Source organism: Phormidesmis sp. 146-20 (genome assembly GCF_052939475.1).
This window is the reverse complement of sequence record NZ_JBJPHT010000001.1, coordinates 39,302-59,464: the sequence shown is the minus strand read 5'-3', so window position 1 is coordinate 59,464 and position 20,163 is coordinate 39,302. Positions and strand designations below refer to the sequence as shown.

The window sequence follows — 20,163 nt, the reverse complement described above, 5'->3', positions numbered from 1 at the left end:
TTTCCAACTATTCACAAACTACTGTTTTAGCAGAGTCCAAAAAAATGTCATCGACCAAACCAGTCTTGTCGTGAATATAACGATTCTCGCTCAAATTCGACACCGCCTAAAGACCGAACCCTCAACAGTAAGCGCCAAGAAGTTTTCTCGCTGCTCCAGTTTGGGACAAGGCTGCTCAAATGCGGGCGAAAACGGAGAATCGTGTAACCTTGCCAACCTTAACGTACGCCGACAGGTTTCGTCGATTGGCTGATTGTAAATTGTTGGTGTTAGATTGCTGACATCAAAATAAAACAGGGTGGTGAAGTTTTTTTTCTTCGTGGTTTTTACTTTGCGGTTTGGCGCTTCTGCTCCTTGCTGTGGAGAACTTTAAACCAAGATTTCTAATTCAAATCGCTCAAGGGCTAATCGGACAAAATACTGGTGGATAGGTCACTTAATTCTGATCCTCCCAGTAAGAGAGACTTGACTTTGAGATCTTGATAAAACTCTTCTTGAGCAAGCTCGACTTTAGATTGGGCAGACAACAGCAGCAGCGCCCAAAACACGCCCACTCGCTCATGATTGGGGTGAGAAGCATGGGCGGCTTCATCGGGATCAGAAGGACGCTGGGCCTTGAGGGCCACCCAAAATTCTAAAACCAGGTCAAAATCGATCCAGTCTTTGCCCTGTGCGACATCCGTCCAGTGTTCGAGAAAAAACTGCTCGATCGCCACTGCCATTTCTGAGAGATTTTCCTGGTGGGCGAGGGCGGCGATCGCTTTGACGGCCTGCGATCGAGTTTGCTTTTTGGGGCGACGAATGGCAGAACGTGGGGCTTTGTCCTCCAGCGCTTCGGCAATCAGTTGTAGCTGGTCGATTAGTTCTTTAAGCGTGACTCGACGGTTTCGAGGCGGTTGGGCCACGGCTCTACGTCGTAGCTGACGTTCTAGATTAAGCGGTAGGGCGTTCCCATTCAGGTCGGCTCCTTCCAAGAAGTCTTCTTCATACTCCGATTCAGCGAGCGGTTCAGGTTGAGTAATGCTGTCTGCTTTGAGCAACAACAACATAGATGCATAGAGAAACGCCTGCCCCGACTGTGAAAGATTAGATTCGTACTGTTCTCGTCCGCTCGCCGTGGGTGCCAACTCACTTAAGAAGCGATCGATGACATCAATCACCTTCACATCCCAGGGGTCAATTTCTCCCCGTTCTGCCAGGTCAATCAGGAGGGCGATCGCGTCCTGTGCTAAAGAGAGGGTCATAGGGGAAGGGATGAGGGATGAAAGCTGAATGGTCTTATGGTGGCACGATTGTAGCGAATTGGTCACTTGATTTTGATCTGCACAAAGTAGGCGGCCGCCAGCAGAATAAACACCAGCAGCACACCAGGCACCCAAAGACTCCACAAACTACCCAGATCAACCAGTTTCATCCCTCATCCCTCTCGCGAAGCGTGCCGCCAGCGGCAACCCCTCATCCCTCATCCCTCATCCCTCATCCCTCATCCCTCACTCTCTACTGAGCAAAAACTTCCCTCGATTCGGCATCCTGAGCTTGGGGTAGTAGTCGTTGTTGTTCTTGAATTTCAGCCTTGTAGCGTTCGACATCTTGTTCTAGTTCTTGAATACGGTCTTCTCGGAGGTCAAGCTCTTTGCGACTGTCCATCATCCGTTGAATCTGACTCCAGACGCTAAACACCCAGGCCATGACGGCCCCGATGCCCATCGCCAAAATTAGCTCGATCGACAAAGGTGCCTGCACCTGTACACCCTCAACCACTCGAATCACAGTAGGTTCGGTGTTTTCAATGCCAAATAAAACCAGAGCCAAGCAAATCACAAAGATCAGCAAAAAATTGATTTGTCTCATCGGGTTGATTCTCCAATTACGCGGTTCTGTGTACCAACTTTTGGGAAATGGGTCGAGCAAGAAAATGCAGTTCAATTATGCAGTAGTCTGTGATTTTGTCTTGGAATTCGTTGCAAAAACGTAAGGAGTGAGCGGTGAGGAGTGAGGAGAAATGGGTAGGGGTTTTTTAGGCTGTTTTCACAAAAGAAATGATCAAACGTCGGGTGAGCAAGGCTGACATTAAGATCGAGACGCTACGGAGTTGAATTTTAGAAACTTTTTATATAGTAGAAATCTTTTTAACTGGACTAAAAGCTGGAAATTTGCCTGGGTTTGAGAACTGCCTGGAGGTTATTCGATCGGCGGATATTCAGTACGGATGACTTCGGTGACGACGATCGTGGGGGGTTTGACATTGCGAATGATGTCGATCGTGCCTTTGATGGTGCCAGCGACGGGGACGGCAACAAAAACACCCAAAAATCCGCCGATTTGTAGACCGATGAGCAGGGCGATAAAAATCCACAGGGGGTTGAGTCCGGTAAAGTCACCCATAATTTTGGGCGCTAACAGATTGTCTCGAACTTGCTGCAAAATGATGGCGGCGATCGCCACTTGAAAGGCTAACCAGACGCTCTGAAACATCACCAAAATCGTCACAATCCCAATCCCCAAGGCGGCACCAATAAAGGGAATTAATTCGGCGATGCCAACGATTAGCGCAAACAGCAGCGTAAAAGGAACTCTCAGCGCGAAAAAAATGGGAATCAGCCCGCCTGCCATAAATAGGGCTAAAAGAATCTGACTCAAAAAGAAATTGTGAAAATTAAGCCGCAGTGACTCGCTAAAGGGAATGCCATATTTGGGTGGCAACAGGTTGATCAAACCTCGCCAGAGCCGAGCGCCATAGAGCAGCATATAGAACGCCAGCACGATGATCAAAATGGTGTCAATGATTCCAGAAACCGTTCCTAGAGCCAGTCCGAGCGCTTGAGGAGCGACTTCTTGAATTTGATTTTCGATCTGGGTACTGATGCGTCCGCCAAATCCTCTGAGGTCGATCGGCAGATTTCTCGTCTTTGCCCAAGCATCCCACGCCTCAAAATTTTGCCGACTCGCCTCTAGCCAACCTGGAATTTTTTCGAGCAGTTGGTTGACCTGGCTGATCAAAATCGGCACCAGCGTCACGCCCAAAATCCCCAAAATTGTCACCGTCGCCAGCAAAACCAACACAACGGCCCCGGTGCGACGAATGCGGGCCCGCTCAAAAAATTCGACAGGGTAATTGAGCAAAAAAGCCAAAATGGCCGAAATCACCAGCACTGTCACAGAATGCTCAAAATAGCGCAACACTTGACTAAGGAGCCACACATTGAGGGCGACGATCGGCCCACTCAAACCCAAGACCAGCAATCTGCGGAGCTGTAGCTCATCTGAACGGCGTGACATTCTTGCAAAGAGGTAGGGGGCGGAGAAACTGGAAGCATTAAAGGATTAAAGTCTGGCTTTCGCAATTCTGCACAGTTAGAGGGAGACAGTCAAAGGGAGAAGAATCTACGGAAACGAAGGCTGAGGCGGGTCGTTTCGTTTAAGATAAATTCCCCCGGCGACGAGTAGCCCAATCACAACAGCCCCAATTCCCAGCGGACTAGGCATCCAAAAGGTCGCTTCGAGATGATTTTTTTGACCTGGCTGGAGTGTCCAAATTAAGTGCTTGTCCGATCGCCGCACCTGAGTAGCCCCCACATTTCGAGCATTCCAGGGAGTTGTTAGATCAAACTCTAGTTCAATTAAAGAACCGGGACTGAGCAGCAAGGAGCCATCTGAAGATTGAACGCCGAGCGATCGTAGATCCAGGTCATAGATCAGCCGAGTTCTTTCTAAGAGAAGAAAGTTGCCTTGTTTGACCGTCAGATGAGAGTCAATTTTGGGCAGATCCACCGTTTTGGCGGAGCGTTTTTTACGGGTGTCCTTAAAGTCGGAGCTAAAAAATTCATTAAACTTTGCTTCTAATTCTTTACCGCTGCCAAACGGGATCGTCACCCAAACTTCTTGATCAGACACCCGGCGAATTTTGCCCTCAACTTTGCGCGCCCGATTTTCAACATCGTTTAGCCATGCCTGCCCGGTGGTCAGTCGCTCATCGAGACGAATCTGCTGCACGATCGCTCCTTGATTGGGACTGTCAAAATTTACGCCCAAGTTGTAGCGCACACAGCCCGACAGCATCAGTGTTGAGAGCAGCACGATCCCAACGAGGCGAAACCATACCAAGACACGGGTTAGAGATGACATCACAAAAGCTTTTAGGTTGAGAGTTCTAAGCAGCATGACACAGGCGGATTGATATCACCTAACATCTAATCACTAATTGCTAGAAGGAGCGAGAGGCAATGGGACGATCGCTAGACGCTCTAAATCAACATCAATTTAGTGAAGTTTTTCGCGACCGGATCTTCTGTCTCCAACGCCTCAATTCTGAGAAACTTCAGAATAACCTCAGTTCAATGGATGTTTTCCACCGCATCTCTCATTAAACTTGTGTTAGCTCAACCACGCCAAGCCGCCTAGAATCAGTCCGATCGCGCCTAGTGCTACCCAGATAAACCGATTGTCTCGGGTGTCAACCTGACTTAAATCAATAGGTTCCGGGATGGTAAGACGGGGCTTTGAGGCAGGCTTGCGAGGCATAGTTAGGGCAAATTTAGACACTCCCAAATTGTCAGGCGAACCGTTGTCTGGCAGTTTGGAGAGGTCAGGAATCTCGGTCAGCCATTCAGGACGGGTTCTCAACAAGGGCGCTTCGAGAATGTGGATCAGCCGTCTGGCTTGCTGACGAGTTTTGAGATCGGGGTGACGACTGATTTGACGGCAAAGATTGAGGGCTTCCGATCGCTGTCCGGCCGCTTCGTAGGCAGTGACTAACCAAATCTGCACTTCGCCTCCTAGCCGTGATCCTGACTCGACCAGGGCGCTGGCCCGTTCTAAATGCTGAACGGCTTTGCGGTAGTCGCCCCGCTCAAAGGTATTTTTGCCTGATTCATATTCAGTTTTGACCAGTTCTAAGCTCTCAGAAGTCACAGGTTTCTATCGTTTTAGGTGATCTGACTTCTGCATCCTAAAACATTCGAGCCGTTGAATTCCACACCTGCAAGGTAGACACGGACTAGCGTTAAGCCAGCAGTCCATCAAGCTTCGGTGTGGTAGATCGAGTGAGTCCTTCGTATGTAGGAATTTAGGGGCAACTGGAACTCATCGGCAAAGCGCATAATCTCATCAAATCGACGTGCTTTGAAGTTCTACTCGTCGCTCCAACTGGGGTTGCGTTTGATGACGATTTCTCGCTTATCGACCATTGTTAGCACCGTTGGCAGATCACGCGAAACTCGATCGCTCAGTTTCAACTGTCTCACCGACTGATCAAACGTCTTGCCCTCGGTCATGGTGTAGGCAATGTCTTCGATTTCTGTCCAGGTGACGTTACTTTCGACAAAAGCTTTGGCCATGACATTTAGCAGGTTTTCCCACTTGTTGCCCTCCTCTTTAGTCATCATTGTGTGAGGAATGTTGAGCAACTGATCAAAGCAGTAATACCAGGATTTGGGCTGGCGCTTTAGCGTATTTTCGTAGAGCGTTTGGTGGTCAAGATTGCTGACGGCGCGATCGGCTTCGGTCGAAATAATGAACATGGGAGCCGAGGAGCTAGTTTTTGATCGCTGCAAAATTTCTTTTCCCATTTCCAAAAACACGCGCAGAGCAGGCACCTCAAACCCGCCGTAGCCGATCACTTTATCAGGAGGAGCCTCTGGTTTCCAGGAGAAATAAGTGCTAAACACATTCACTACCAGATCGATGACTTTGTTGCTACTGCTGAGATAAGGGGCAAACAACAGGGCGCGATCGAGTTGGTCAGATTTCTCCAATGCCAACCAGGCCGCCATCGTCCCGCCCCCTGACAGTCCTCCGACGATGACGCGATCGCCTAGCGTTTGAGCCTTTTGGAGCCAGGTGAGCACAAATTGTTTGTAAACATCCGGTTCGTCTGGTAGAGGTGGCGGATTGTCTTTGCCCCAGTCGCCTGCTTTTCCATGACCTGGCAGCCGAGGAATAATCACGTTGTAGCCTGCGTTGTAGAACGTGCGCCCCATCGGTAAAAACTGGTAAGGAGCCGCCGTGAAGCCATGAAAAAACAGACAGACTTTGGGCGTGGGTGCGGAATGCAGCAAAAATTGAGATCGACAGCCATTGTTGCGAACGGGCAGCTTGTCTTCGTAGGACTTGGTGGTTTGAGCGATCGTTTTAGCCGCTCTGTAAGCCTGAGCTGAAATTTTTGTCATAAAAGTAGACACCGGGGAATGAAAGGGGCGATCGTCTTTTTCTCCTTCCCATAGTGTCTTATGGTTCACTCATTACGCCATAAATTCTGAAGCAACTAGCATCGAGCCAATCCCCGCGTCGGTAAAAATTTCGAGTAGCAGCGCGTGGGGCAGACGACCATCGACAATGTGGGCCGCCCGGACTCCTTGAGCGAGCGATCGCACACAGCAACTCACTTTGGGAATCATGCCGCCCGATACCACGCCACTGTCAATCAATTTTCGCGCTTCTTGAATGTCGAGCTTGGGGATCAGAGTCGAAATATCCTTGTAGTCGCGCAAGATGCCAGCCGTGTCGGTCAGTAAGATTAATTTCTCAGCGCCCAACGCTGCCGCAATTTCTCCCGCTACCGTGTCTGCATTGATGTTGTAGGCCTGCCCAGTCTCATCAGCTGCAACGCTAGAGACCACAGGAATGTGACCATTGCTAACCAACGTTTCTAGAATGCTGGTGTCTACGCTGGTGACTTCTCCCACAAATCCGATGCCTTCTTCGTCCGCAGGTCGCGCCTTAATCAGACTGGCATCTTTGCCACACAGCCCCACCGCCGATCCTCCAGCTTGATTGATCAACGAAACGATTTCTTTGTTAACGCGCCCCACGAGCACCATTTCAACCACATCCATCGTGGCGGCATCGGTGACGCGCAGACCGTTTTTAAATTGAGGCTCGATTCCCAACTTATCTAGCCAGGAGTTGATTTCGGGCCCGCCTCCATGCACGACGATCGGGCGCAACCCTACACAAGCCATAAAGACGACATCGCGAATCACCTTCTCTTTGAGGGCGCTATCTTTCATCGCCGCACCGCCATATTTGACGACGATCGTCCGTCCTGCAAACTGTTGAATATAGGGCAGCGCCTCACTCAAAACACGCACTCGTGTGGCTTCGGCTTTCTCGAAATATTCGCTTTCGTTGAACATGGGCACTGAGGGCAAAAAGGTCACTCGGATGATCACTATTGCCAATTATGGAGTCTACAACTGTTACGCAGAAGACATTTTATGATCGATTTTTGGAAGAGGGCTTTCTTGCAAAATCCAACGGTCACACGCTTGAACTATCATATGGACAAGAAATAGGATTATCAATAGCACAGATTCTATAGAAATATGCTGCACCGGAGACCAACTAAATGTCTAGTGCAAATCTAATTCGGTTAGGCGGACTTGCAGCAATACTTGCAGGCATCCTGCGTGGAGTTGGATCGTTTGTACCCAGTGATGCCCCTAGTGTTGCGATCGCAATCCTTTACTTCTTGACTGATATCTTCATCCTATTTGGAATAATTGGTATATATGGATTTCAGCATCAGGAATCTAGATTATGGGGATTATTCGGATTCCTATTAGCAATCATTGGCATTGTAGTGATACGGACTGGAAGAATCTCTGGGGTCAGTCTATACCCGATCGGAGCAATGATATTTTCAGTAGGTTTGAGCTTGTCAGCAGTTGGTTCTTGGATGGCAAGAAAGCTCCCTCGCTGGGTCTGTGTTTTGTGGGTACTTTCGCCGATCGTAGGATTCATTGGCTACTTCATGCCAGGTCTCAGCTTATTGTTTGTCGTATCTGGGGTGATCTTTGGTATTGGTTTTGCCGGGGCAGGTATCAAGGTATGGTCAGTAACAAGCAAGCGGCCGTCCAGAAAACTTTCCATTTAAAAGAAGTATCTTGAGCCAATAAGATTTAGGGGATCGTCATCCTATTAAAGCTGTTTCATCACGGCCGGAATCAGCGTTGCTGGGATTTTTGAGAGAGCCTGCGTTTGTCCTTGAATGCCGCTGCGCTCATGAAACGCTCTGACGTTTTGCACAATGCAATTAAGGGCAGTCGAGTAAAAGTCAGGCTTGTCTTGCCAGCCGTGGAGCGCCTGAACGTGATGAGAAAGAGACGCTTCGAGATAGGCCAATCGCTGCTGAGTATCCAATTCTGCATGGGTAGCCGTCGCCAACTGATAGAAAGCCGATCCCAAATTGTTGTAGGTTGAGAAGCGATCGAAGGTCAGCGCTGGCGGATGGGGCATGTGAGTCGTCAAATAATCTACGGCGGCGATGGCTTCTTTGTAGGCCGCGATCGCTTGATGTAAATAGCCTTCTGCTTCGTCATAGTGGGTCGAGGGCTGGTTTGCCAAATGCCAGTAAGCAGTCCCCAAATTGTTTTGAGTCGAAGCGTAGGCCGCAGGAGCCGCATCCAAGGTTCGGTACATTAAGGCAATCCGGTAGGCTCCGATCGCCAGCAGCAAAAAGTCGCCCGGAGTCGCATCGGCCTGTTCTGAGCCTTGAGCGCACTGAGCTAAATTCCAGTAAGCGGTGCCCATATTGTTTTGCAGCATGGCATAGTGCAACGGCTCCTGATCGGGATCGTAGTGACGCAGAGCCGCACTGTAATAGGCGATCGCTTGCTGCAAGTTGTCGATCGGGTTTTGGTGCTGGGCCAGATTCCAGTGAGCGGTGCCTAGATTGTTTTGGGTGGCTGCGTACCGAGAAGCTTCCTCTTCGATCTGACGATATTGCAAAGAAGATTGGTAAGCGGCGATCGCCTGTTGCAAATTTTCAGCCGGATTCTGTCGTTGAGCCAAGTCGCTATACGCTGACCCCAGATTGTTTTGAACCATTGCGAAGGTGCTGGGTCGCGTTTGAGGATTGATTTTGCTCAGAGCAAGCTGGTAGGCTTTCAGCGCTTTTTCTAAGTTGGGTAAGGCAATATCAGCCGCCGTCGGACAGCGAGACAGCATCCAATAAAGGTTGCCTACGTCGTTTAACACATCTGGAGCTTGAGAAGAAGTCGGCTCCAAAAATCGCAAAACCTGTTCGTAAGCTCGGACGGTAACCGTGAGATTGGATTGAGACGAATGGCCTTGCTCGACGCGATCGCGATACCAATCTCCCAACTGACGATAGGCGGCGGCATGAGAGGCAGGAGGCGCTTGAGCAAGCTGCAATTCCTCTAAATGCTGCAACAGACGCATCGGTTCTAGACTGGGATGGTCAGCAGCCACCTGATCTAACGAGATTCCATCCGCCTGCTCCACGTCCTGCATGACGGAAGCCAGCACCAAATCGGCAAATTCGGAGTCTGCACGAGTGCGATTGATTGGGGCTTTGGGCTTTGCAGGTTGAGGGTCGGGAGGCGTTGAAAAATTGAGGGATGAGGAGTTGTCTGCGATGATCTGTTCCCCCTTTGGGGTAACCCGCTTTGCGATTGGGACGGGGGATGAAGGCGGATTTTGTTCCGCTTGGCGAGGAGGGGTGAGGGGTGTTGGCGGACTGTCTTCGACGCGCTTTGGCAATGGAATGAGCGTTGAGGATTGAGGAGACTTTCTGCTTTTTTGGTTACCTGCTCCCTGGTTCCTGCGTTCTCCCAGAGGGGCCGGGTCGCCTTCAAACTCAAAAATTCCTGTATGCCAGCGCCAAAATTCTGGAACGGACTGCTGAATTGATCGACACCAGGGACGCGACACCCATAGGACTAGATTGAATTCGATCGACGATCGCTGTTTGGCAAATCGCTGAAGCGAGTCGAGAAAGGCGCGTTGAATATGGACGGGCTGACGGGTGAGCGCCTCAATGCCCACGATTTGAAAGGTCGGCACCCAGTTGGCTGGGCGGTTGGAATGTTGACTGAGCCAGTGATTGATTTGCCCCAAAATGTCGGGGTTGGGCAGATTGAGACCGAGGCTGACAATTCGAGAAGGGCTTGCCTGAAGAGGTGCGACACCGTTTTTCTCGGTTACAGGAGTGGTGTGAGCATTGGCGAGATCGGTTCGGAGTTGAAGGGCGAGGCGATCGCGCAACTCGACATCATCGCAGACGGTCACAAAAATTTGACGGCGCAGATTTAAGCTCAACGCCAGCCTTAAGCGCAGATAAATCTGTTGATTCAAGCTTGAGCGGCCCTGAGAAACAAGCTCGGTCACGGGGGTGCTGGAGGCAGGTTGGCAATCGACGAGTGTCATCAGCGATGATTTCGGTCACTTTATTGTGACCCGAATAGATTGGGCTATGAACCCTTTTTCGATTGATTTTGGCTGATGTCAGGATGAAACCTGGGGTGACAGTTGAGACTCTGGTCTGTATGGGGCAGATAAAAAATCACAAAAGGGATTTTGCGCTGAAAGTTTGAGCCGTGGTTGAGATCGTCTGGTTTGATTCATCGATCATGAACTTGAGTCGTTTTGCGATCGTTCTAATAATGCCCATCAAAAAGCCAGGTGCTGTCTATTACAGTAAGCGACCTGGCTCGTCTGAGGCTACAAGAATCTCAAATCTTCTGATTGTACAAATCTTTTAGAGGTTGAGCTAGGAAGCTTGTGAAACCACAACCGCGACGGCAATTAATCCACCGACCAGCAAAGTTCCCAGGGTACCAAGGATCAGGTAGCCACGCTGTTGGGCTTTGTCAGGAGGAGTCGCTTCATACATCTTTGGCTCAATTGCGTAGTTGTTTAAGCGACCACCTTCTTCGGTTGTGTATCTCATAAGAATCGTTCCTCTATTGTTTTGTTAAGTTTATCAAAAGATGAAGAAATAAACTCGATTTAACGTAAGAAAACTTAATCAAACGGTTAACTTTTAGCATTCGATCTGCACAAGCTAACCGCTGTAAGCTTTTTAGGCGATCGTGCCGGATGTGGGCGAACTGGCACTGGCGATCGCTTTAACGGGAATTCGACCCGCCTGGTAAGCAAGACGACCTGCTTCAGTAGCCAAATTCATCGCTCGTGCCATCATGACCGGGTGAGTTGCCTGAGCGATTGCCGTATTAATCAGTAGCGCATCGGCTCCCAACTCCATCGCTTGGGTGGCTTCGCTGGGTGTGCCAATCCCCGCATCGACGACGACGGGCACCTGAGCGTTTTCGATGATAATCCGAATGTTAGCGGCGTTTTGGATGCCTTGACCAGAACCGATCGGCGACCCCAGCGGCATAACCGTGACACAGCCCACTTCTTCTAAACGCTTGGCTAGTAGAGGATCAGCATTGATGTAAGGCAGGACTGCGAAGCCTTCTTTGACCAACTGTTCGGCGGCTTGCAGGGTGCCGATCGGGTCAGGCAGCAGATACTTTGCATCGGGAATCACTTCGAGCTTGACGAAATTATTGTCTTCTTGTCCTAGCAGTTTGGCCATTTCGCGACCCAGACGCGCCACTCGCACGGCATCTTCAGCAGTTTGACAGCCTGCCGTATTGGGCAACATCCAGATTTTTGTCCAATCAAGGGCTTCGGCCAGTCCCTCGTGTCCGGGTGCTTTGGTTTGGACTCGACGCACTGCCACGGTGACGATCTGACTGCCACTGGCTTCGATGCTCTGCCGCATGTCTTCAAAAGTGCGATATTTGCCCGTCCCGGTCATCAGGCGCGATCGAAATGTCCGTCCAGCGATCACCAGCGCGTCATTGAGTGAATGTTCTAAAGGTTTATCCAGCGTTTGCATTGTTATGTCCTATTTATGTTCGATTTAACGATCGGGATCTTGCCCCATTGATTTAAGCTGTTCTTTGAGTCGAGCAATTTCAGCTTGCTGTTCTGCCAGTTGCGCTTCTGCTTGTTGGGCCCTGTGTTCGGCTTGGTCGGCTCGTGCCGCGATTTTCTCATAGCGCAAAGGGTCGTCCGTCGGGCCGATACAGTTCCAGGCTACCGTCTTGCCCCAGAGTAAAGCGAATTTTTAAACGAGGGCTGACCCAACCTTCTATCGGCTCGATCGCTTCAAGTCTGCCTTCCTGTCTGACAAAGCCACCCAAACTGAGACGATCAGGGTCATAAATATAGTATTCTTCGATGCCGTAGCGATCATAAAGCTGAAACTTACAGGTCATTTCAGGAATCGTGTTGCTCGGAGAGATAATTTCAAACGCAACTTGCGGAGGCAAATTATCTTCTTTCCACTGCTGGTAGCTTCCCCAATCTCCCTTGGGCCGCCCAAAGACAACCATGACATCTGGAGCCTGTCGAAGTTTGTTGTTTCCTTCTTGCGGATACCAGAGCAAATCGCTGCCGACAAAGACTTGAGGATTGTCGCTAAACAGCCAATCGATACCCTTTTTGATATACACAATGTACTCAAGCTGGCGGGTATTGTCTGATATGGGCAAACCATCGGAGTCAGGATAGACGATCGACGTGGGAGTAGCAACCATTGGCGTTTCCTGCCTTTTGCTTTGGGATGAGCGCAATCAGGACTTTTTATTATGACGGAAATCGAGACGGCTCGACTGCACCTTCGCCCATTGATGCCGCAAGACTTAGAGGTGTTGGCACGAATTTACCGTGATCCGGAGGTCATGCAATATCGTCTGCATTCAGAACCTGCCTCTAGAGAACAAACGCAAGAAAGTCTAGACCAGATGATCGCTCATTGGCAGCGGTATGGGTTTGGTCGATGGGCGACGATCTGCTTCAGCAGATATCTCTTTGAGATCGAGAAGTCCACTCAAAATCTCATCGGTCACTGTGGATTGGAATTTCTGGCAGACACGTCTGAAGTTGAGGTTAATTATCTGCTCGATCGCCCTCACTGGGGAAAAGGACTGGCCACCGAAGCTGCACGAAAACTGGTGCGATATGGATTTGAAAGATTGGGACGCGACCCCTCGCGGGTATCTCGAAGAGATCGGCTCGTGGCCCTCGCCAAACCCGAAAATCTGGCTTCTCGCCGAGTCATGGAGAAAATTGGAATGCAGTATGAAAAAACTGTGCAGTACTTTGGAGTTGACTGGGTTTGCTATGGGATCGATCGTGACCAGTGGGAATGTTTCAATAAACGTGAGCCGAAATGGATTTAAGGATAAATTTGGTGGCGAGTTCTATGCTCTTTCAGTTGCGATCGCGTTACTGTTAAAAATAGATTTTGTCTGAATTCTACTGGTAGATATAATTTTGGAAAGGGCTTTAATGGTGCATGTGAAGGCACGTTATTAGCTACAAGCGCTTACGAGAGTTTGGTAAACGACATGCTGATTGCCAGAATGCTCTAGACAATGGGTACAAGGTTGCTAGCAAGGCTGATTGGTCTAATCTCATTGAGGTGCAATCACTTTTCCCAAAAGCTGAAGCAGTTGGCAACTTTACAGTTTTTAAGATTAAGGGAAATAGCTATCGTTTAATTGTCAGTATCGAGTATGAAAAACAGCTAGTTTATATCAAGTATGTTTTGACTCACGCAGAATACGATTAGGAGAAATGGAAGGATGACCCTTACTTTTAACCCAACTCGGTATAGTGAGTTGCTCTCTCAATATCAGCCTCGATTGATTAAAACAGAGGAATCAAATGAGCAGGCCTTAGCGATCGTAGAAGAGTTAATGCACCGCTCTGATCGCAGTTCCGAGGAAGATGAATTATTAGAGTTGCTAGTTGCTTTGATTGAGAAGTTTGAACAAGCACATTATCTACCTGGATCTGCTTCAACGTCCCAATCAATGCTGCTGTTTTTAATGGAACAACGAGAATTGACTGAGACAGATTTAATTGAAGTATTTGGGTCAGAGCAGGTTGTTGTAGATGTGCTTGTCAATCGCTGTGAAATGAGCAGAACTCAAATCAAAGCATTGGGCAAGTTTTTTGGCGTTGAGCCGAGCTTATTTATTTGATACTCTTTGGGCGATCGTACCTCTAAAACACTACCAGGCGATCTCTAGATGATCTCCTTGCGATCACTTCAGGACATCCAGAGAAAGTTTGCTGACACGAGTTATTTCTATGTCTCTCCGAATCTGATCGGATGCTTCCTTCGCCCAAGTGAGGGTGGGGTCTCGTTTAACTGCGTCGTCAAAATCCACCAAAGCCTTTGAGTTGCGCTTTAAGGCTTGGTAGACCTCACGAACCACGCTTTTCTTCCTCTATCTAATCTTTAACCTAATCTCTAAAAAAGCCTAGAACATTTGTTCTGACTGTGGTATCACTGTAGAAACCGCCTAATTTTGAGTCACATCGCCTTTTCCGGGCTACACTGAACACTAATTTTGCCACCATCTAGCCTGTGTACGTCAAGCGCGTCGAACTGACCAACTTCAAATCCTTTGGTGGCACGACTCCGATTCCGTTGCTGCCAGGTTTTACTGTGATTTCGGGGCCCAATGGGTCGGGTAAGTCAAATCTGCTAGATGCCCTGCTGTTTTGCTTGGGGTTGGCAGGCTCCAAAGGAATGCGGGCAGAGCGATTGCCGGATCTGGTCAATCATACGCAAAGCACGAAGGGACGATCGACCGTCGAAGCCAGCGTCACAACCGTATTCGATTTGTCTGACGAGGTAGATCTGCTCAATGCGCTCAACAATCCCGAAACTGAAGGCGCAGAAGATGTCACGTTCAAAGATCATTCACAGAATGGTCATGCGAACGGGAATGGAAACGGTACGAGTGATGTAGCGCCCAATGCTGAATGGAGCGTGACTAGAAAGCTGCGTGTCACACAACAGGGAACCTACACGTCAAATTATTTTATCAACGGCGAACCCTGTACGCTCACAGAACTGCACGAGCAATTAAATCGCCTGAGAATTTATCCCGAAGGCTACAACGTCGTCTTACAGGGGGATGTGACCCGGATCATCTCGATGAATGCGCGGGAACGGCGAGAAATTATTGACGAATTGGCAGGAGTGGCTTCGTTCGATCGCAAGATCAATCAAGCCAAAGACAAACTCGATGCTGTCAAAGATCACGAAGACAAGTATCACATTGTCGAAAAAGAATTGATTGATCAGCGCGATCGCCTCGCCCAAGATCGCATCAAAGCTGAGAAATATCAAAAACTTCGGGCCGAACTGCAAAACAAAGAACAGTGGGAAGTTGTCATTCGCTATGAGCAGGCGGCTCAGGCAGGAAAACAGCTACAGGCGCAGATTCAAATTGGTGAACAGGAAATCGCGGATCTGACAACTCAGTTAGGCGCTTTGGTGACCGAAATCGAACAGAAAACCGCTGAACTGGAGACACTCAACGCTCACGTTCGTGCGCTCGGAGAAGAAGAACAGATTGCCATTCAGTCTACTTTGGCGACTCGTGAAGCAGAACTGCGCCAACTTCAACGACAGGAGCAAGACTTACAAACTGCCAGCCAAGATCTGACGAAAAATCTATCTCGCGCCCAGCAAGACATTCAGGAGCAGATGAAAACGCTGGAATCGTTGACCAGAGAGCAACAAACGCTAGAAGCGAGAGATTTAGCGTCATTTCGACAACAAAGAGACGAAGCGAGAGCAACCCTCGAAACGAATCGAGATGCGGCGAATGCGTCGGCAGCGAGTGCAGAAGCTTGGGTACAAGAACAAACGGAGTTGCGTCATCAGATTGACAGAATTCTCAAAACATTGGAGCCACAGCGCACAGAGCAGGCTCGACTGAGAGAACGCGCCAGTCAGTTAGAAAAGCAGGTTGAAGAACAAAGCCGATCGCTCCTCACGCTGCAAACCCAACTGCTCGAAAAACAATCCGAACAATCCGAACTTACAAAATTACTCGAACAAGCAACGACCAAAATTCAATCACTAGCACAGTCTGTTTCCGCAGCCGAGCAAGAAGTGCAAATTCAGAAGGAAACACAAACGCGATTGCTGAATGAACAGCGTGAGAAACAGCGCAAGTTAGACAAATTAGAAGCGCAAACTCAAGCGATGTCTGAAGCTCAGGGCACTCATGCGACTCAGGTGATTCTCAAGATGGGAATGACAGGCGTGCATGGCTTGGTGGCTCAATTGGGCCGAGTCGAACCTCAGTATCAATTGGCGCTCGAAACAGCGGCCGGGGGGCGATTGGGGCAATTGGTGGTGGATGATGATGCGATCGCCGCCGCTGCCATTGAGATTCTCAAACAAAAACGCGCTGGACGGGCTACATTTCTTCCGCTCAACAAAATTCGGGGTGGACGTGCGCCCTCTAATAGCAGCTTGCGATCGATGAGTGGCTGTGTCGATTTTGCGCTGAATTTAATCGAATGTGACGATCGCTATTGGGAAGTGTTTTCCTACGTCTTTGGCAATACGGTTGTCTTTCAGACGCTGCAAGATGCGCGGCGCTATTTGGGACAGTATCGGATCGTGACGATCGATGGCGAACTGCTCGAACAAAGTGGAGCCATGACCGGGGGCAGTTCCAATAACCGTTCTGCGATTCGGTTTGGGACGGTGGACGCGAGCGAATCGGCTGAAGTGCTGGACTTAAAAGAACGGCTGCGCGTGATTGATACGATTCTGCTGCGCTGTGAAGATGCGATGGCCAGGGCGACGATCGACCATCAAAACAAATCCAAACAATTGGTCGAATCTCGTCAAAATCATCGAGAAATTCAACTCAAATTAGAACAGCTTAAAACTGAGACGACGCGACTGGAAACTGAGCAAACTCAAACCAATTTGCAACTGCAAAAAAGCACCCAAGAAAACACTGCGGCTCAGACTCGATTACACACTTTAGAAGCCGAAATTCCCATTCAAGAAACGCAATTAGCGCAATTGAGACAAACGCTGGCAGATCTGGAGCAATCTCAAACTCATAGCGAATGGCAGCAAATTCAAAGCAGACTGCGATCGCTCGAATCTGACCTCAACCAAAAAGAACTCGACCTTCGCACAGCAGAACAGCGGCTACAAGATCTCGAAAATCAGCGCCAGCGCATTCAAGAAAAAATTCAGCTAGGACAAACCAAAGTTCAGGAATACCGCACCCAGCAAACCGCCCAACTGCAAGAGCAAACCAGCCTCACCGAACAGCAACTCGCCGTCAACACCCACATTGCCCAACTGCAAGCCGCCCTCGCCAAACTAGAGAAGACGCTCGGAGAAGAACGGCAACAGCGCGATCGCGTCGATCGTCAACTGCGAGACCTGCAAACCCGCCAACAACAACTCGACTGGCAACGCAACAAAATTCAAGAAACTCAGGAAACTCGCCGGACTGAACTGATCGCCCTGCAAGAACAACTCGCCGCCCAACGAGCCGATCTGCCCGATCCCCTCCCCGAAATTCCGGAAACCGCCACCCGCGATCTTTCACAACTCCAACACGAACTGCGATCGCTACAAAAACGTCTGCAAGCGATGGAGCCAGTGAATATGTTGGCCTTGGAAGAATACGATCGCACCCAGGCTCGACTAGAGGAACTCACCGAAAAGCTGACCACGCTCGAAGAAGAACGTACCGAACTGCTGCTGCGGATCGAAAACTTTACAACCCTGCGTCAACGCGCTTTCAAAGAGGCATACGATGCGGTAGATATTAACTTTCAGGCAATTTTCGCGACACTTTCAGATGGCGATGGTCACTTACAATTAGAAGATTCTCAAGATCCCTTTAATGGTGGATTAAATCTCGTCGCTCACCCCAAAGGCAAACCCGTCCAAAGATTGGCCTCCATGTCTGGAGGAGAAAAATCCCTGACGGCGCTCGCCTTCATTTTTGCCCTCCAACGGTATCGGCCTTCACCGTTTTATGCCTTTGATGAGGTCGATATGTTTCTCGATGGGGCAAACGTAGAGCGATTAGCTAGAATGATCAAGCAACAGGCACAACAAGCGCAATTTATTGTCGTGAGCCTTCGTCGTCCTATGATCGAATCTGCGGAACGAACGATCGGGGTCACCCAGGCGCGAGGCGCATACACCCAAGTTTTGGGAATTAAGCTCCCTCAAAGTGCCTCCGTATGATTTGATATTTAACAGATTGCGAAACAGGATTCGGGACATAATGACAGAAGAATTTCGCCAACGCTCCGACCTCCTTGGAACACAGGTGATCACTCGATCGACCGGAAGACGGTTGGGTGTTGTCAGTCAACTGTGGGTGGATATTGACAGTCAAGAAGTCGTCGCCCTCAGTCTGCGCCCGAATCTGTTCTACGGTACGCCTCAGCCCATGATGTTGAGCAGCATTCGTCAGATTGGCGATGTGATTCTCGTCGATGATGACAATGTGATCGAGGATATCGATGTCGAGGTCTATAACGCCCTGATCAACTGCGAAGTGATTACCGAGACAGGCGAGTTGCTGGGTAAGGTGCGGGGGTTTCGCTTTAATATTGACAGCGGCAAAGTCGATACGCTGACCATTGCCTCGATCGGTCTCCCGCTGATCCCCGATCAAATTGTCAGCACCTATGAAATGCCTGTCGATGAGATTGTTAGTAGCGGGCCCGATCGCTTGATCGTCTACGAAGGGGCCGAAGAAAGAATGTCTCAGTTGAGTGTTGGCATTCTCGAACGGTTAGGCATCGGCAAACCCATCTGGGAGCGCGACGAAAACGAGCAATATTTGAAGCCGATCAACGTCAACAATCAGCTAGGTTCTGGGGTAAAAACACCGATTCAGACACCGCTGCGCCAACCGATCGAAGAAACCACCTGGGACGAAGACAACTACGGCGAACCCGAACCCCTGCCTCTACGTCAAGAAGCTCCTCGCCAACGTCGGGCTGAAATGGCTTACGAAGACGAAGAAGAAGACAACTGGAGTGCAGCCAGTTCGCGCGATCGCTACAACGAAGACTACGACGACGATTATGATGATGACGACTACGACGACGCGATCGATGCTGAATCTGCCGAGTTTCGCGAACCCGAAGTCAAATTTGACGATCCCGAAGAAGACCCCTGGCAAGAAGAACCCTACAAGCCTCAAGAGCTAAAGATCCCCGAAAAAACCAAGCAGCCCGAATACGAGGAAGAAGGCTACTAGACATGAGCGTCATCCTGGCCAAGTGGACATTGGACGACTATCACCGCCTGGTTGCATCTGGTGTGTTGGATGACTGCCAAGTGGAACTGTTGTCTGGAGAGATCGTAGAAATGCCGCCAGAGGGAGAACCTCATGCCTATTTCAACACAAGTACCAGAGATTATTTAATTGGTCTGCTGGGCGACCCCTTGCGGGTAACTCGAAGAGATCGAGTCACCGTTCGGGAGGCAAAACCCATCACCCTACCTGACAGTAGATCAGAGCCAGAACCCGACTTGGCAATCGTGCAGCCATTGGGACGGGAGTACCTGACTCATCACCCCCATCCAGAGAATATCTTCTGGTTAATTGAGTTCTCAAATTCATCTTTGACCAAAGATACCGAAGTTAAGCGTAAAACATATGCTCAAGCAAACATTTCTGAGTATTGGGTTGTGAATCTCAAGACGATGGAATTGATTGTGTATCGAGAGCCATTTGATGGAAATTACGCTTCTCAAACCACACAGGTAGAGGGTGAGATTCGACCTGTTAGGTTTCCTGATGTGGTGGTGTCAGTGAAACGGTTGCTCAACTAATTCCGCTGCAAAACATTTTTCACAAATGAATCTGAGTGACAGCAATGCTTCCAGAGAGACACACCTCGACATCGCCACCTGGATCGCGCGGCCGTTTGGCATAGTCTCCGCAGTAAAAAAACTCGTTGCCTTCAATCCGAAAATTGACGGGGAGCGGTTGGGTGCAGGGTTTGCAGAAGACGATCGCCACATCTACCCCAGTTTCTAAGTAAGGTAGATTCACATTCCAGAAGGCTCCAGGTTCAGAGGGTCGATCGCGCAGTTCTCGCAAAACTTTGGCAGCCCAATAAGCGGATAAGTCCCAATCGATCGGCAGCTTTCCTTTCTTGTATTGAGAAATTGCCACACCGGGAATTCGATGAAACGCGGCTTCTCTCACAGCGGCAACCGTTCCCGAAATGTAGACATCTGCACCCAGGTTGCCCCCAGCGTTGATGCCTGAGAGAACGAAACTCGTATCGGGGTAAAGATGATGCAACGCAATTCTCACACAATCGGCGGGCGTGCCTGCGATCGCATATTCTCGCGCTGCTCTTTGCTCGACTTGAATCGGCTGAGTCGTCGTCACTTGATGTCCACAGCCCGACTGATGATCGCGGGGTGCGACCAAAATGCCTTCTCCATCCACCGCTCTAAGCAAGGCACGAATTCCGGGAGCGTCAATCCCATCATCATTGGTGAGAATTAAAGTCATGTTGGCAAGA

The 20,163-nt window shown here is 49.6% G+C and carries 20 protein-coding genes; 7 read left to right on the top strand and 13 right to left on the bottom strand.

Annotated features, from left to right (window positions below; genetic code table 11):
• Positions 1-404: 404 nt before the first annotated feature.
• The 7 genes from ACKFKH_RS00270 to argB form a co-directional block, all read right to left on the bottom strand.
• Entirely contained in the window at positions 405-1,244 is an 840-nt protein-coding gene (locus ACKFKH_RS00270) for a segregation/condensation protein A (protein ID WP_446856209.1), read from the bottom strand.
• A gap of 253 nt (positions 1,245-1,497) precedes the next feature.
• Positions 1,498-1,851: a LapA family protein gene (locus tag ACKFKH_RS00265; protein WP_446856208.1), complete on the bottom strand. Its 354-nt coding sequence runs from the start codon at positions 1,849-1,851 to the stop codon at positions 1,498-1,500.
• Between the two features lie 330 nt (positions 1,852-2,181).
• A complete protein-coding gene (locus tag ACKFKH_RS00260) occupies positions 2,182-3,279 on the bottom strand; it encodes an AI-2E family transporter (RefSeq protein ID WP_446856207.1) in 1,098 nt (365 codons plus the stop codon).
• A gap of 105 nt (positions 3,280-3,384) precedes the next feature.
• The gene (locus ACKFKH_RS00255; RefSeq protein ID WP_446856206.1) at positions 3,385-4,125 is read right to left on the bottom strand and encodes a DUF3153 domain-containing protein; all 741 of its coding nucleotides are present in this window, start codon (positions 4,123-4,125) and stop codon (positions 3,385-3,387) included.
• A gap of 249 nt (positions 4,126-4,374) precedes the next feature.
• Complete coding sequence (locus ACKFKH_RS00250) at positions 4,375-4,911, bottom strand: hypothetical protein (protein WP_446856205.1); 537 nt, start codon at positions 4,909-4,911, stop codon at positions 4,375-4,377.
• A gap of 218 nt (positions 4,912-5,129) precedes the next feature.
• Positions 5,130-6,167 carry an alpha/beta hydrolase gene (locus ACKFKH_RS00245; protein ID WP_446856204.1) on the bottom strand — a complete coding sequence of 346 codons (1,038 nt, stop codon included), beginning with the start codon at positions 6,165-6,167 and terminating at the stop codon, positions 5,130-5,132.
• Between the two features lie 72 nt (positions 6,168-6,239).
• Positions 6,240-7,133 carry an acetylglutamate kinase gene (argB, locus tag ACKFKH_RS00240; RefSeq protein WP_446856203.1) on the bottom strand — a complete coding sequence of 298 codons (894 nt, stop codon included), beginning with the start codon at positions 7,131-7,133 and terminating at the stop codon, positions 6,240-6,242.
• 212 nt (positions 7,134-7,345) lie between these two features.
• Between argB and ACKFKH_RS00235 the strand changes: the two genes are divergently transcribed.
• Positions 7,346-7,873, top strand: a complete 528-nt coding sequence (locus tag ACKFKH_RS00235) for a hypothetical protein (RefSeq protein WP_446856202.1) — start codon at positions 7,346-7,348, stop codon at positions 7,871-7,873.
• A gap of 44 nt (positions 7,874-7,917) precedes the next feature.
• Here the strand turns inward: ACKFKH_RS00235 and ACKFKH_RS00230 are convergent, their stop codons facing one another.
• From ACKFKH_RS00230 to ACKFKH_RS00210, 5 genes are all read right to left on the bottom strand, one after another.
• Positions 7,918-10,167: a tetratricopeptide repeat protein gene (locus tag ACKFKH_RS00230; protein ID WP_446856201.1), complete on the bottom strand. Its 2,250-nt coding sequence runs from the start codon at positions 10,165-10,167 to the stop codon at positions 7,918-7,920.
• A 343-nt stretch (positions 10,168-10,510) separates the two neighbouring features.
• Entirely contained in the window at positions 10,511-10,690 is a 180-nt protein-coding gene (gene psb34, locus ACKFKH_RS00225) for a photosystem II assembly protein Psb34 (protein ID WP_446856200.1), read from the bottom strand.
• Positions 10,691-10,822: 132 nt separating this feature from the next.
• The gene (locus ACKFKH_RS00220) at positions 10,823-11,647 is read right to left on the bottom strand and encodes a thiazole synthase (protein ID WP_446856199.1); all 825 of its coding nucleotides are present in this window, start codon (positions 11,645-11,647) and stop codon (positions 10,823-10,825) included.
• 24 nt (positions 11,648-11,671) lie between these two features.
• Positions 11,672-11,815: a hypothetical protein gene (locus ACKFKH_RS00215; protein WP_446856198.1), complete on the bottom strand. Its 144-nt coding sequence runs from the start codon at positions 11,813-11,815 to the stop codon at positions 11,672-11,674.
• Positions 11,805-12,350, bottom strand: coding sequence for a Uma2 family endonuclease (locus ACKFKH_RS00210; RefSeq protein WP_446856197.1), 546 nt, complete (start codon positions 12,348-12,350; stop codon positions 11,805-11,807). Before ACKFKH_RS00210 ends, ACKFKH_RS00215 begins: the two co-directional genes overlap by 11 nt.
• Positions 12,351-12,401: 51 nt before the next feature.
• Between ACKFKH_RS00210 and ACKFKH_RS00205 the strand changes: the two genes are divergently transcribed.
• From ACKFKH_RS00205 to ACKFKH_RS00180, 6 genes are all read left to right on the top strand, one after another.
• Positions 12,402-12,995 (top strand): GNAT family N-acetyltransferase, encoded by a 594-nt coding sequence (locus tag ACKFKH_RS00205; RefSeq protein WP_446856196.1) that lies wholly within the window; start codon positions 12,402-12,404, stop codon positions 12,993-12,995.
• Positions 12,996-13,126: 131 nt separating this feature from the next.
• Complete coding sequence (locus ACKFKH_RS00200) at positions 13,127-13,387, top strand: type II toxin-antitoxin system HigB family toxin (RefSeq protein ID WP_446856574.1); 261 nt, start codon at positions 13,127-13,129, stop codon at positions 13,385-13,387.
• A 13-nt stretch (positions 13,388-13,400) separates the two neighbouring features.
• Positions 13,401-13,802, top strand: coding sequence for a helix-turn-helix domain-containing protein (locus tag ACKFKH_RS00195; RefSeq protein ID WP_446856195.1), 402 nt, complete (start codon positions 13,401-13,403; stop codon positions 13,800-13,802).
• Positions 13,803-14,191: 389 nt separating this feature from the next.
• Positions 14,192-17,854 (top strand): chromosome segregation protein SMC, encoded by a 3,663-nt coding sequence (gene smc, locus ACKFKH_RS00190; RefSeq protein WP_446856194.1) that lies wholly within the window; start codon positions 14,192-14,194, stop codon positions 17,852-17,854.
• A gap of 40 nt (positions 17,855-17,894) precedes the next feature.
• A complete protein-coding gene (locus ACKFKH_RS00185; protein ID WP_446856193.1) occupies positions 17,895-18,881 on the top strand; it encodes a PRC-barrel domain-containing protein in 987 nt (328 codons plus the stop codon).
• Between the two features lie 2 nt (positions 18,882-18,883).
• Positions 18,884-19,459, top strand: a complete 576-nt coding sequence (locus ACKFKH_RS00180) for a Uma2 family endonuclease (protein ID WP_446856192.1) — start codon at positions 18,884-18,886, stop codon at positions 19,457-19,459.
• A gap of 19 nt (positions 19,460-19,478) precedes the next feature.
• On the opposite strand, the gene surE is transcribed toward ACKFKH_RS00180, so the two are convergent.
• Positions 19,479-20,153 (bottom strand): 5'/3'-nucleotidase SurE, encoded by a 675-nt coding sequence (gene surE, locus ACKFKH_RS00175; RefSeq protein ID WP_446856191.1) that lies wholly within the window; start codon positions 20,151-20,153, stop codon positions 19,479-19,481.
• Between the last annotated feature and the right edge of the window lie 10 nt (positions 20,154-20,163).